Here is an 11,353-nt window from a genome sequence, read left to right on the forward strand (position 1 = left end):
GGCCTAGCCCCCGCAAATCGGGCAGTCGGCACGCTTTTTCACGGTGATGCTCCGCGTCTCCGCATAGAGCGCGTCATGGATCACGAGCCGCCCCATCAGCCCCTGCCCGGCACCAGTGAGTTCTTTCACCGCCTCCATCGCCATCATCGTCCCCAAAATCCCCGGTAACGGGGCCGCAACACCCGCCTCCGCACAGCTCGGCACCATCCCCGGCGCGGGGCACTCAGGAAACACGCATTGATAACATGGGCCATTTTCATGGGATTTATAGGTGCTGATTTGACCTTCCCATTGCGTGATCGCCGCGGCGATCAAGGGCTTTCGATGGATCACACAGGCCCGGTTCACCAGATAGCGCGTGTCGAAATTATCCGTCCCGTCCAGCACCAGATCGTACTCGGCCACCAGATCCATCGCGTTCTCATCGAACGCCCGATGATAGGGGCGGACCTCGATGAACGGGTTCTGCGCGGTCATTGCTTCGGCTGCGGAAAACACCTTGGGCTGGCCCAACCTCGCATCCGTATGGATCACCTGCCGTTGCAGGTTCGAGGCCTCGACCACATCCGGGTCGATCACCCCGATGACGCCCACGCCAGAGGCCGCCAGATATTGCAGCACCGGAGCCCCGAGCCCGCCCGCTCCGATCACCAAGACCTTGGCGTCTTTCAACTTGCGCTGCCCCGGTCCGCCGATCTCGCGCAACAGGATGTGCCGCATGTAGCGTTCAAGTTCCGCGGGGCGGAAACTGTCGCTCTTCTCTTCCGGCTCCCGCGCCTCCGCCCGCCGCCGCAGCGCCACAAGCCCGGCACGATAGGCCATGACGATCACCGCCGCAGCTCCGACCAAAAGCCATTCCCCCAGTGACTCACCAAGGCTCACGCGCAGCGCATGCCCCTCTGGCAACACGGCAATCGCCAAGATCACAGCGAGATAAAGCACCCCGATCATCGCCCAACGCGCCCGCTTTGGGGCTCCGGTCAGCCAACCGATACCCCAAAGCACCGCAGCGATGATCAGGAAATAACTCATTTGCGCCCGGTCGAGCCGAACCCACCCGCACCGCGCACGGTATCGGTCAGACTCTCGACCACGGTGTAATCGCCTTGCACCACAGGCGCGACGATCATCTGGCCGATGCGTTCGCCATGGGTGACATGGAAAGACGCCTGACCGTGATTGATCAGAAGAATGCCCACCGGCCCGCGGTAATCCGCGTCGATCGTACCCGGCGTGTTGACCATGGAAATCCCGTGTTTGAGCGCCAACCCGGAACGGGGCCGCACCTGTACCTCATAGCCCGGCGGGATTTCCATCGCGAAACCGGTCGGGATCAGCGCCCGTGCCCCCGGCTCCAACACCACCCCCTGGTCGCGCATCTCCGGCGGAAAATTCGCGCGCACATCGCCGCCCGCCGCATGTTCGGTTTCATAGGACGGCAGCTTGATCTCGGGATCGGCCCCCTCGAGCCACTGGATCTTGATTGCGACGCTCATGTTTTCCCACACTGTTTTCTGATGGTTGAATTACTCAATTCTGCACAAGATGATCGGCGATCCGATAGGCTAGCTGGCGCGCCACCTCGTCCTTGCCCATGCGCGGCCATTCATCGGCCCCGCGCTCGGAAATCAGGGTGACGGCGTTTTCCGTCCCGCCCATGATGCCCGTCGCGGGGGAGACGTCATTGGCGACGATCCAGTCGCAGCCCTTGCGTTTGCGTTTCTCCGTCGCATGCGCGATCACGTCATCTGTCTCGGCGGCAAAGCCAACCACGAGACGAGGCCGCCCTTCCGCCATCTGGCTCACCCCCGCCAGAATGTCCGGGTTTTCGGAAAACTCCAGAATGGGCAGCTTACCCTGTGTTTTCTTGATTTTCGACCCACTCTCGGAGGCCACCCGCCAATCCGCGACGGCAGCGGCAAACACCGCCGCCTCGGCCGGCAGAGCCGCCTCCACTGCCGCTTTCATTTCGCGCGCGGTTTCCACCGGGATCACCCGCAGCCCGAGCGGCGGCGGCACATCGGCGGGTCCCGTGACAAAACTCACATCGGCGCCCAGATCACGAAGAGCTATGGCAATCGCCGTGCCCTGCGCTCCCGAGGACCGGTTGGCGATATAACGCACCGGGTCGATGGGCTCATGCGTCGGACCGGAGGTGACAAGGATGTGCTTGCCCTTCAGCGGCCCATCGGTCAGCGCAGCCCGTATGGCGGCGACGATGTCGGGCGTCTCCGACAGGCGCCCGGGGCCGAACTCCCCACAGGCCATGCTGCCCTCTTCGGGCCCGACGAACAGCACACCGTCTCCCATAAGCGTCGCTACGTTGCGCTGACACGCGGGATGTTCCCACATCCGTACATTCATCGCGGGGGCAACGAGCACGGGTTTGTCGGTCGCCATCAACAGGGTCGAGGCCAGATCGTTGGCCAGCCCCCCGGCCATCTTGCCCAGAAGATCGGCGGTGGCGGGCGATACGACCACAAGATCCGCGGCGCGAGACAGTTCGATATGCCCCATTTCCGCCTCGTCGGTGAGATCGAAGAGATCGCGATAGACCTTCTCGGCGGCCAGCGCGGAGACCGATAGCGGTGTGACGAACTCTTCGGCGGCTTTCGTCAGGACCGGCACAACCCGGACGCCTTCTTCGCGCAGGCGGCGGATCAGGTCCAGCGATTTGAACGCGGCAATGCCACCGCCGATGATCAGCAGAATGCTCTTTCCGTTCAGCATGACAGCTCTCCCTCAGGCCCGGACATGACGGTTTCGAGGATCGGTTCTAAGCTAAGCCCCGGCTTGAGACAATGCTCAGCCCGCGCCTCCGGTCTCGTCTTCGGATTGGCTCACGAACCCCGCACAGGGGTCGTCCCGCTCCACCGGGTCGGTGACAAGCCAGAGATCGTAGGGCGGCACGTCTTCCGGCATATGTTCCAATTGTCCGATGGACAGCACTTGCAACTCCGGCGCAGCCTGCGCCAGGACCGCAGGCATTCCCCAATCGACACGCGCATGGCCATTGCCGGTGATCACAGCGACCGGCCCGCCGGTCGCCTCGAACGCCTCGATCACGGTGCGGGAAAAGGCGGCATCGCGCAGCCGCTGCGCCTCAACCATACCCGCCATCATCGCCATCGGCATCGCCCCGCAATGGGACTCGAACTGCATCTCTTGCCGGGCCTTTTGCATGTCATCCGGCAATGGACGATCAAGGCCGTAACGTGCAGCCTCCGCGCCAAACACCTCTGCCGCCCCGTCTGAGACAGCCGCGCGCACGGTGTCACGCGGCAGAGCCGCCCCGTAGACCGGTGCATCGCTCGCCGTGAAAATCGGGGAATACATGGAGAAATCGGGCCAACCGGAATTCTCCCACTCAAGCGCCTGCGACAGCCCTGCCGCATCCTGACGCAGCTCCGGCGTCACCCGCGCGGCCTGATCCGGTGTCAGCATCTCAAACACCACCGCCTTTGGGGCAAGCGCCGCGACCGCCCGCGCCTGATGCGTATGGTGCAATGGGTTGTCGTGGATTTCCCCGAGGATCACGACATCCGCCGGTGGCAACGCATTGAGCGCATCCGGCGATATCTGCTCCGAAAATGCAGGACTCGCAGCCAGAACGGTCACGAGGGCAATCGTCTCTTTCATGAGAGGAAGTTGTGGACCTCGTGCCGGTTGGTTTCAAGCACACTCCGCATTTTCTGCAGGGCCCCCGCCTCCAACTGCCGCACGCGTTCCTTCGACAGGGACAGTTCCTCGCCCAGGCTTTCCAGCGTACGCGGCTCATCCGCCAGCTTGCGTTCCCGCAGAATGAAGCGTTCGCGTTCGCTCAGCGTGTCCATCGCCTCGCCGAGCCACATCTTGAGCTGCGCCAGATCATGCGCCTCGCCGACCATTTCGGCGGTGGTTTCACCCTCGTCGGCAAGGGTCTCGATCCATTCGCGACCTTCCTCGTCGCCGGACTGTTGGGCGTTCAGAGAGAAATCCGAACCCGACAAACGCCCGTCCATCATCTCGACATCTCTGAGCGGCACGCCGAGATCCATGGCGATCATCTGCAAGAGCTGATCGCGGTCGAGCGCCGCGCCCTGCGCCATGGCTTCGCGTTCAAGGCGGGCCTGCACCCGGCGCATGTTGAAGAACAGCGACTTCTGCGCCGAGGTGGAGCCGGTCCGCACCAGCGACCAGTTGCGCATGACGTAATCCTGCACCGAGGCCTTGATCCACCATACGGCATAGGTCGAAAACCGCACGCCGCGATCCGGGTCGAATTTCTCCGCGGCCTTCATCAGGCCAAGCCCGGCCTCCTGAATGAGGTCGTTCATCGGCGCGCCGTAACGCTTGAATTTCGCCGCGGTCGAGATCGCCAGCCGCATGTAAGCGGTGATCAGACGGTGCAGTGCCGCTTCGTCACGATGGTCTCGCCAGGCGCGCGCAAGCTGCGTCTCCGTCTCGGCGTCCAACATTTCCGCTTTCATCGCCCGCCGTGGCAGGGCGTTGTCCGATGCAGTCAAATCGAGTGCCATTGTCCCCTCCTGAAGGTCTCTTGTGCGCTCTGGCTTCGGCTCAAAGGCAGGTCCGATGACGGCCATTTGCGAGCGGTGGCTACTCCTGATACGCAGAGCCTAACAAAATGGTTCCGAAATGGTTCTCACGATCATGTGCACAAATATGACAGTCGTCCTAGGCGGCGCCTCTTCCGGGAAGTCCGATTTTTCGGAAAAAATATGCGCTCACAGTGGGTTGGTCAGGATCTACCTGGCCAGTGCACAGATCTTCGATGAAGAAATGCGCACAAAGGCTGAGCGACACCGCACAAATCGGGGCACCGATTGGTGCACAATCGAGGAGCCTTACGCTGCCGATCGGGTGATTTCCGAAGCCCGTGAGGGTCAGATTCTGTTGTTCGACTGCGCCACGCTCTGGCTGACGAACCATCTTCTGGCCGAACACGACCTCGACCGGGAAACCGACAAGCTGCTCGCCGCGATCCGCCAGAGCCCGGCGCAGATCGTTGTCGTCTCCAATGAGGTCGGGCTTGGCATCGTGCCGGAAAACGCCCTCGCCCGCCGGTTTCGCATCGCCCAAGGCGCGCTAAACCGGCGGCTCGCCGGGGAAGCGACCACCGTCGTGGGCGTCATGGCCGGACTGCCTTTCGTGCTCAAGGGCAGCCTGCCGGAGGGGCTGCTGTGAGCCGTCTCTGGCTGATCCGGCATGGCCCGACGCACGCCAAAAGCTTTGTCGGCTGGAGCGATCTGCCCGCCGATCTGTCCGATCATGCCGCCATCGGTCGGTTGGAACAGGCTCTGCCGCAGGTGCCGGTGATCTCCTCCGATTTGAGTCGTGCCGTCGATACGGCAAGCGCCATTCAAGGCCCCCGCCCCCGGCTCTCGCACGATCCGCGCCTGCGAGAGACCCATTTCGGCGACTGGGAATTGCTGCGCTGGCCGGAAATCGAAGCCCGCGACGGCGATCTGGCGCGTCAGGTCTTCGAGACCCCCGGAGATGTGGCGCCGCCCGGCGGAGAAAGCTGGAACACGTTTTCCGCGCGGGTGCATGCCGGGGTCCACGACCTTGCCGGAGAAACCATCGTCGTCGCCCATATGGGGGTGATCCTTGCGCTGTTGCAGAAGGCGCTGGAGTGTTCCGCCCATGAGGTCCTCGCACATCGCATCGACCCTCTGTCGGCCACCGTGATCGACTGTCCGCAAGGCCTGTCGGGTCCCTGGTCTTGCGCTCAGATAAATCACAAATATTGATTTATCATGCTACAAATATGAATTTTCGTGATGAATTAAGCCCCTCTATGCTAATCACAACATCAGGAGGTTCCCATGTCATACGATCTTTTCATTGGCGATAAAAGCTTTTCGAGCTGGTCCCTGCGCGGCTGGCTCCTGTTCGAGAAATTCGGCATCCCCTACCGCGAAATCATGACCGGTCTCTACACCGGCACGATGCAACAAGATCTCGCGCCGCTCTCTCCCGCCCGTTTCGTCCCCACGGCCCGCACGCCCGAAGGCTGGGTGATCGGTGAAAGCATCGCTCTGGCTGAAACCCTGGCCGAACGTCACCCGGAGGCCGGTCACTGGCCCGCCGATCCGCAGGCCCGTGTTTATGCCCGTTGGCTGGTCGCAGAGATGCACGCAGGCTTCACCGAACTCCGCTCCGCCTGCGCCATGCAGCTTTTGCATCGCTACGAGGGGTTTGCGATCAGCGATGCGGTTCAGGCCGACCTCGACCGCCTTGAGCTTGTCCTCGGCCATGCCTTCGAGCACTTCTCGGGCGATGGGCCTTGGCTCTTTGGCGCCTATTCCGCCGCCGATGCGTTTTATGCCCCGGTTGCGGCGCGGATCGCGGGGTATGGCCTGCCGGTGTCCGAACGTCTTGCGGCCTATGTGAACGCCCATATCGCCGATCCGGCATTTCAGACATGGCGCGCCGACGGGCTGAAAATCAGCTACGATCCGGAACCTTATGCGCTGGATCTGCCGAAGGTGGACTGGCCTCAGTCGATATAAATTCGCCGCGCCCAATCTCCCGTTAACCATTTGCTAACCACGTTCGCGGTAGCACGGATTAACATGTGTTAACGGGAGTGACAGGCCATGGTTGCACGGACCTTTTCCGTTGCCTTCGAAGGGGTCGAAGCGCGACGCATCGAAGTGCAATGCGCCATCGCGCCGGGCCTGCCGAGCTTCACCATCGTCGGCCTGCCGGACAAGGCGGTGTCGGAGGCCCGGGAACGCGTCCGGGCCGCACTGGCTTCGATGCAGATCGCCCTGCCCTCGAAGAAACTGGTCATCAACCTATCCCCCGCCGACCTTCCAAAAATCGGCTCGCATTTCGACCTGCCCATTGCGCTGGCCATTCTTGCCGCCACCGGGCTGATCCCGGAGGAAAAGGCCGCCGAGACCCTGTCTCTCGGAGAACTGGCGCTCGACGGATCGCTGGTTGCGGTCAACGGCGCGCTGCCTGCCGCTCTGACGGCTGCGGAAACGGACTGTGTTCTGGCCTGCCCGGAGGCTTGCGGTGCAGAGGCCGCCTGGGTCGGAGCGACGCCGGTTTACGGCGCGAAAACGCTGGCGCATCTGCTGCGGCATTTCACCGGCGACCGACCGCTTCACGAGGCCCATCCCGGCGAGATCACCCTGCCCAGCCACGCCCGCGACCTGCGCGATGTGAAAGGGCAGGAAAAGGCCAAACGCGCGTTGGAAATCGCCGCCGCCGGGGGGCATCATATGTTCATGGTCGGCACGCCCGGCTCCGGAAAATCCATGTTGGCGGCGCGCCTGCCCACGATCTTGCCACCGCTTTCGGCGCAGGAGGCTTTGGAAACCTCGATCATCCATTCGCTCGCGGGGCTTCTCGACGAGGGCGGAATTTCCCGCGCGCGGCCCTTTCGCGAGCCGCATCACACCGCCTCCATGGCCGCCATTGTCGGTGGCGGACGCGCTGCGCAGCCCGGTGAGATTTCTCTGGCGCATAATGGCGTTCTCTTCCTCGATGAGCTACCCGAATTCCCCCGCCCCGTGCTCGAAACCCTGCGCCAGCCGATCGAGAGCGGCGAGGTCATGGTGGCGCGCGCCAATGCGCATATGCGCTACCCGGCGCGGTTTATGTTGGTGGCGGCGGCGAACCCCTGCAAATGCGGCTACCTGCCCGATCCGGAACGCGCCTGCGCCAAGGTGCCGCTCTGTGGCGAGGACTATCTCGGGCGCATCTCCGGCCCGCTGATGGACCGATTCGACCTGCGCCTCGACATGCCGCCGGTGCAGTTTCAGGACCTCGACCTGCCCCCCTCGGGCGACAGCTCCGCCGTGGTCGCCGCCCGCGTGGCCGAGGCCCGCGCGCTGCAATTGGAGCGCTATGAGAGCAGCGGATTTCGCACCAATGCCCAGATCGAGGGGCGTTTGCTCGAAGAGGTTGCCACGCCGGACGCCGAGGGGCGGGAGATTTTGCAGAAAGCCGCCGAGCGGCTCGGGCTTTCGGCGCGGGGCTATCACAGGGTGCTGCGGGTGGCGCGCACCATTGCCGATCTGGCCGGGGAATTCGACATCCGCCGTCCGCATCTGGCCGAAGCGCTGAGTTACCGGGTGGTGTCCGGCCTGCCCAACTGAGCCGCAACGAAATCGGCCACCCGGCCCAGCGCCGCATCGGCCTCCGGCAACATGCCGTGAAACAACTGCCAGACATGCACCATGCCCGGCCAGCCCTGCAACGCGACCTCCGCGCCCTGTTCGGTCAGGCGCATAGCCATGCGCCGGGCATCGTCGGCGAGAATCTCGCTTTCGGAATACTGGATCAGAACCGGCGGACAATTCGGGAAGTCGGCATAGAGCGGCGAGGCTTTCGGATCGTCCTTGGCCGCACCGCCGAGATACCAGTCGCGCACCTCACCGATGCGGGAGGCGGGCAACATTGCCTCGGTTTCGGCATTCGCGGTCAGGCTCTCCCCGGCCAAATCCAGATCGGTCCAGGGCGACAGTGCCACGGCGGCGTGGGGCGGTTTGTCCGCAAGGCACAACGCGGAGAGCAGCGACAGGCAGAGCCCGCCCCCTGCGCTATCCCCCATCAGGAGCAGAGGCAGATCATTGGGCAGGGCCTCCGCCACCGCCAAAACATCCTCAAAGGCGGCGGGGAAAGGATGCTCCGGCGCCAGACGGTAGTCCGGCAGAACCACCTCGACCTGCAATTGCGCCGAAAGATACCGTGCCAAAGCACGATGGGTGCGGATCGAGCCCATGATATAGGCCCCGCCGTGGATATAGAGCAGGCGGGCCCGGGCGGGTGTCTGCGGCAGGATGCGCAGACAGGCGATCCCGCCGATTTCCTCGGGCCGATCCACCGGTCCTTTTGTGGGCCGAAACAGCCGCGACTGAAACTCGAACCTCCGCCGCTGGTGCGGCACCGATTGGATGCGCGCCAGCTTCGGCTTCTCGAACAGCCGCAGGATCGTCGCGAGGGCTGTGGCCCGACGGCTCATGCCCTCAGCTCCGCTTCGTTTCAATCGCCTGCCAGATGATCTCCGCCGTGTTCGTGCCGTCGAAGCGTTCGAGCTCCTGAATGCCCGTCGGCGAGGTCACGTTGATCTCTGTCAGGTAATCGCCGATCACGTCGATGCCGACGAAAATCTGGCCTTTCTCTTTCAAAAGCGGTCCGATCCTGGTGCAAATCTCCAGATCGCGCTCCGTCAGGCCGATTTTCTCCGGACGCCCGCCGACATGCATGTTCGACCGCGTCTCACCCGCCTGCGGCACGCGGTTGATCGCGCCCACCGGTTCGCCATCGACCAGGATCACGCGCTTGTCGCCATTCGACACATCGGGCAGGAATTTCTGCACGATCAACGGCTCACGCGACATGCCGGTAAACAGCTCATGCAGCGAAGACAGGTTGCGGTCGTTCGGATCGAGCCGGAACACGCCCGCACCGCCATTGCCGTAAAGCGGCTTGAGGATGATGTCGCCATGTTTCGCTTTGAACGCACGGATGGTCTCAAGATCGCGGGCAATCGCGGTCGGCGGCGTCAGATCGGGAAACCGCAGGACTAGCAGCTTTTCGGGATAGTTGCGCACCCAGAACGGATCGTTCACCACCAGAGTTCCGGGGGTGATCATCTCCAGCAAATGCGTGGTGGTGATATAGCCCATATCGAAGGGCGGGTCCTGGCGCAGCCAGACCACATCGTAATCGGACAGATCGACCTCGGTCATCTCACCAAGGCTGTAGTGATCGCCCTCGACACGACGCACCTCGACCGGCCAGCCGCGCGCGGTGACGCGGCCCTCCTGAAACGCCAGATGATCCGGCGTGTAATAGAAAAGCTCATGGCCGCGCTTTTGCGCCTCTTCCATGATACGGAAGGTGCTGTCGGCATTGATGTTGATCGGACCGATCGGGTCCATCTGGATCGCCACTTTCAGGGGCGCAGGGGTCTTGGACAAGGGCGTATCTCCTCTGGTTGCCTCTTAGATGGACCAGCCCGGTCTCGCATTCAATGAGAATGTCCTGTGCGCCCCTGTGCGCAAGGTCACATGCACCCTTTGCTACCTCACATCAGCGCATTCTCGAGAATGTCGACCTCGCCCACACCGTTCACAAGGGCGACATCAATCCGCATCGGTGTCAAAAGCCCTGTCGGCAGACGCCCGATGTAATCCTCGGCACTGGCGCAAAGCCGGGCCTGTTGCCGCGCACCGAGTGCCGCACTCGCGGCCTCATGGGTTTTCGAGGCTTTCACCTCGACAAAGACGATCTCTTCGCCGTTCCGAAAGATCAGGTCGATCTCCCCGCCTGCGCCCCGCCAGCGCCGCTCCAAAACCTGATAGCCGCGTTCGGCATAATGGCGCGCGACGATCTCCTCCGCCGAGAGGCCGAAATGATAGGCCTTCTCGCCTCGCGCACGTTTTGGATTTTCGGCTTCCTCTCCCGACATCCGGCCTCACTTCCCGCTCATCCCGAGCGCCATCTGATACACGTCGCGCTTTTTCAGCCCGTGTTTGGCCGCCACCTCATGCGCTGCATCCTTGACCGACAGGCGGCCCAACGCCTCGGCCAGATCGGCTTCCAGATCGGCCTCCGACACCTCTTCGGCCTCCGCCCGCCCAACCAGCAAAACGATCTCGCCCTTCACCGGCGCATCGCGCAGGCTTTCTTCCAGCTCGCGAAGCGTGCCCTTGCGCACCTCTTCGAATTTCTTGGTCAGCTCCCGACACATCGCCGCCGGACGGTTTTCCCCGAGCGTCTCGCAAAGCTCGCCCAGCGTGCGATGAATGCGTTTGGGGCTTTCGTAAAACCCGAGCGTGGCGGGCACGGCGGCAAAGGAAGCAAAGAATTTCAGCCGCGCACCTTGCGACGAGGGCGGAAACCCCGCGAAGAGAAACCGATCCGAGGGCAGGCCCGAGATGGTCAGCGCCGCGATCATCGCCGAAGGGCCCGGCGCGGAGGTGACGGGAATGCCGCGCGCCAGCGCCTCGCGACAGAGTGCAAATCCCGGATCGGCCACGAGGGGCGTGCCCGCCTCCGAGGCATAGGCCACGGATTTCCCCTGTTCCATCAACGCGATAATTCCCGGACGCGCCTGCGCCCCATTGTGATCGTGATAGGCGATGACATGACGCCCATTCAAAGGCACACCGTGAATTTCCATCAATTTGCGCAGGCTGCGCGTGTCCTCGGCGGCCAGAACATCGGCGGAAGCCAGAAGATCGAGCGCCCTCAGCGTGATGTCGCGCGCATTGCCGATCGGGGTGGCAAGGAAATAAAGGCCGGCGGGAAGCTGCTTGGCGTGATAAATCAATGGTCTCTCGGGTCTTTTGCGGCGTTTACTCTTGGGAACGTGTCGCATAGTCTGGCCACT

13 protein-coding genes are annotated in these 11,353 nt (G+C 63.1%); 4 read left to right on the plus strand and 9 right to left on the minus strand.

Annotation, left to right across the window (positions count from 1 at the left end):
- Positions 1-3: 3 nt before the first annotated feature.
- The 5 genes from CEW89_RS09870 to CEW89_RS09890 all read right to left on the minus strand — a co-directional run bounded on the left by CEW89_RS09870 (position 4) and on the right by CEW89_RS09890 (position 4,517).
- On the minus strand, positions 4-1,032 hold the full coding sequence (locus CEW89_RS09870) for a HesA/MoeB/ThiF family protein (RefSeq protein ID WP_096805794.1): 1,029 nt from the start codon (positions 1,030-1,032) through the stop codon (positions 4-6).
- Complete coding sequence (gene dut / locus CEW89_RS09875) at positions 1,029-1,496, minus strand: dUTP diphosphatase (RefSeq protein ID WP_096805795.1); 468 nt, start codon at positions 1,494-1,496, stop codon at positions 1,029-1,031. The genes CEW89_RS09870 and dut overlap by 4 nt, the downstream gene beginning before the upstream one ends.
- A 34-nt stretch (positions 1,497-1,530) precedes the next feature.
- Positions 1,531-2,730, minus strand: a complete 1,200-nt coding sequence (coaBC, locus tag CEW89_RS09880) for a bifunctional phosphopantothenoylcysteine decarboxylase/phosphopantothenate--cysteine ligase CoaBC (protein WP_096805796.1) — start codon at positions 2,728-2,730, stop codon at positions 1,531-1,533.
- Positions 2,731-2,805: 75 nt separating this feature from the next.
- Entirely contained in the window at positions 2,806-3,639 is an 834-nt protein-coding gene (locus tag CEW89_RS09885) for a ChaN family lipoprotein (RefSeq protein ID WP_096805797.1), read from the minus strand.
- Complete coding sequence (locus tag CEW89_RS09890; RefSeq protein ID WP_096805798.1) at positions 3,636-4,517, minus strand: RNA polymerase factor sigma-32; 882 nt, start codon at positions 4,515-4,517, stop codon at positions 3,636-3,638. Before CEW89_RS09890 ends, CEW89_RS09885 begins: the two co-directional genes overlap by 4 nt.
- Positions 4,518-4,662: 145 nt before the next feature.
- Between CEW89_RS09890 and cobU the strand changes: the two genes are divergently transcribed.
- The 4 genes from cobU to CEW89_RS09910 all read left to right on the plus strand — a co-directional run bounded on the left by cobU (position 4,663) and on the right by CEW89_RS09910 (position 8,111).
- Positions 4,663-5,184, plus strand: coding sequence for a bifunctional adenosylcobinamide kinase/adenosylcobinamide-phosphate guanylyltransferase (cobU, locus tag CEW89_RS09895; protein WP_342352341.1), 522 nt, complete (start codon positions 4,663-4,665; stop codon positions 5,182-5,184).
- Positions 5,181-5,750, plus strand: a complete 570-nt coding sequence (locus CEW89_RS09900) for a histidine phosphatase family protein (protein ID WP_096805799.1) — start codon at positions 5,181-5,183, stop codon at positions 5,748-5,750. The genes cobU and CEW89_RS09900 overlap by 4 nt, the downstream gene beginning before the upstream one ends.
- A 75-nt stretch (positions 5,751-5,825) precedes the next feature.
- Positions 5,826-6,512 (plus strand): glutathione S-transferase, encoded by a 687-nt coding sequence (locus tag CEW89_RS09905; protein WP_096805800.1) that lies wholly within the window; start codon positions 5,826-5,828, stop codon positions 6,510-6,512.
- A gap of 87 nt (positions 6,513-6,599) precedes the next feature.
- Complete coding sequence (locus CEW89_RS09910) at positions 6,600-8,111, plus strand: YifB family Mg chelatase-like AAA ATPase (RefSeq protein ID WP_096805801.1); 1,512 nt, start codon at positions 6,600-6,602, stop codon at positions 8,109-8,111.
- Here the strand turns inward: CEW89_RS09910 and CEW89_RS09915 are convergent.
- The 4 genes from CEW89_RS09915 to rsmI form a co-directional block, all read right to left on the minus strand.
- Positions 8,081-8,977 carry an alpha/beta hydrolase gene (locus CEW89_RS09915; RefSeq protein ID WP_096805802.1) on the minus strand — a complete coding sequence of 299 codons (897 nt, stop codon included), beginning with the start codon at positions 8,975-8,977 and terminating at the stop codon, positions 8,081-8,083. The genes CEW89_RS09910 and CEW89_RS09915 overlap by 31 nt on opposite strands.
- Positions 8,978-8,981: 4 nt before the next feature.
- The gene (gshB, locus tag CEW89_RS09920) at positions 8,982-9,917 is read right to left on the minus strand and encodes a glutathione synthase (protein WP_096807195.1); all 936 of its coding nucleotides are present in this window, start codon (positions 9,915-9,917) and stop codon (positions 8,982-8,984) included.
- 128 nt (positions 9,918-10,045) lie between these two features.
- Entirely contained in the window at positions 10,046-10,429 is a 384-nt protein-coding gene (locus CEW89_RS09925) for a YraN family protein (RefSeq protein ID WP_096805803.1), read from the minus strand.
- 6 nt (positions 10,430-10,435) lie between these two features.
- Positions 10,436-11,293, minus strand: a complete 858-nt coding sequence (gene rsmI / locus CEW89_RS09930) for a 16S rRNA (cytidine(1402)-2'-O)-methyltransferase (protein ID WP_244906045.1) — start codon at positions 11,291-11,293, stop codon at positions 10,436-10,438.
- Positions 11,294-11,353 lie beyond the last annotated feature (60 nt).

It is taken from the genome of Celeribacter ethanolicus (assembly GCF_002407265.1).
Classification (GTDB): Bacteria; Pseudomonadota; Alphaproteobacteria; order Rhodobacterales; family Rhodobacteraceae; genus Celeribacter; species Celeribacter ethanolicus.

Coding starts and splice junctions, on each gene's coding strand:
- CEW89_RS09870 (WP_096805794.1), bottom strand. CDS start 1,032: ATGAGTTATTTCCTGATCATCGCTGCGGTGCTTTGGGGTATCGGTTGG.
- dut (WP_096805795.1), bottom strand. CDS start 1,496: ATGAGCGTCGCAATCAAGATCCAGTGGCTCGAGGGGGCCGATCCCGAG.
- coaBC (WP_096805796.1), bottom strand. CDS start 2,730: ATGCTGAACGGAAAGAGCATTCTGCTGATCATCGGCGGTGGCATTGCC.
- CEW89_RS09885 (WP_096805797.1), bottom strand. CDS start 3,639: ATGAAAGAGACGATTGCCCTCGTGACCGTTCTGGCTGCGAGTCCTGCA.
- CEW89_RS09890 (WP_096805798.1), bottom strand. CDS start 4,517: ATGGCACTCGATTTGACTGCATCGGACAACGCCCTGCCACGGCGGGCG.
- cobU (WP_342352341.1), top strand. CDS start 4,663: ATGACAGTCGTCCTAGGCGGCGCCTCTTCCGGGAAGTCCGATTTTTCG.
- CEW89_RS09905 (WP_096805800.1), top strand. CDS start 5,826: ATGTCATACGATCTTTTCATTGGCGATAAAAGCTTTTCGAGCTGGTCC.
- CEW89_RS09910 (WP_096805801.1), top strand. CDS start 6,600: ATGGTTGCACGGACCTTTTCCGTTGCCTTCGAAGGGGTCGAAGCGCGA.
- CEW89_RS09915 (WP_096805802.1), bottom strand. CDS start 8,977: ATGAGCCGTCGGGCCACAGCCCTCGCGACGATCCTGCGGCTGTTCGAG.
- CEW89_RS09925 (WP_096805803.1), bottom strand. CDS start 10,429: ATGTCGGGAGAGGAAGCCGAAAATCCAAAACGTGCGCGAGGCGAGAAG.